This window comes from Hymenobacter sp. AT01-02 (genome assembly GCF_000961955.2).
Taxonomy (GTDB): Bacteria; Bacteroidota; Bacteroidia; order Cytophagales; family Hymenobacteraceae; genus Hymenobacter; species Hymenobacter mucosus.
The window spans coordinates 1-944 of the sequence record NZ_JZIR02000269.1; the positions used below are offsets into that span (position 1 = coordinate 1).

General features: G+C 44.9%; 1 protein-coding gene. It reads right to left on the reverse strand.

Features of this window, described 5'->3' with window-relative positions; all coding sequences use genetic code 11:
• Positions 1–540: 540 nt before the first annotated feature.
• Positions 541–944, reverse strand: a 404-nt coding sequence (locus VI25_RS23090) for an AGE family epimerase/isomerase (protein WP_173664813.1), incomplete at its 5' end; no start/stop codon positions are given.

A 944-nucleotide genomic window follows, 5' to 3' on the forward strand; every position in this document is an offset into this window, starting at 1 on the left:
ATTTCAGGTCAATTATGGCCTCTGCACATCAATGACAGCCTATCTCCAGATAATAGAACCATGCGTTATTCTCTTCAGTATAAATAAAGTCAAACAGGTATATGGTATATCATACCCTTATCATATTCATATGCATGACAGACAAATAACCAAATTAAAACATGATACTATTTTAGCTTTTTGTAGGCATAAAACTCATTTATTTTAGATATAATCTATCCTTCGTTGTTCAGTCAACACCATTCCGTATCGCTCATCGTTTGATACGTTCAAGTTCTCTGGCTTACACCATCAGTTATCAACTTAAGCAGCGATATGTGTGAGCAAGAAGACAAGGTAACTTCTTGCCATTCATATTAGCATTCAATTCAACACGAGCAGCCCCTATACATAATACCGTCAACTTTGACCTGTTTGCTAGCACACAGGTTGGTCATCTGAGCTACACGGTGGGGCGCACTACCTATATGGGACAAGAATAGCCCTGGCGGTAACGAAATAAACTTGTACGCCTGGTTTTAAAGGAACGGCAACACTTACCTACTTAGGTGTTGATGAAAGCATGTTTGCCAGCCGCTTCAGAATCTCCAGACAGGCGCGGCTGTTGTGGTAGGGGCATTTCCACAGGCCGGCTTTATCCTGTCCTGGCATCACGCTGTGGTCGGCGTTGATGCCCCATTGCCATTCACCGTGTTCGTGGTCGATGAGATGGCGTTGCGTAAATTTCCAGGTAGTCAGGAAGTAGTCGTAAAACTGCTCCTCTTTCGTCAACTCAAACGCATTAAGAAAACCAACCATGGCCTCGGCCTGCACCCACCAGTGCTTTTCGGCTACCATGTGTTGCTGGGCTGGATCGTATTCATAGTTTAACCCACCGTCGGCAGCGACACCTTCGGCGGCAGCGCGGGCCAGTGCTACTGCAAATTGCTGAAAAACGAATAATT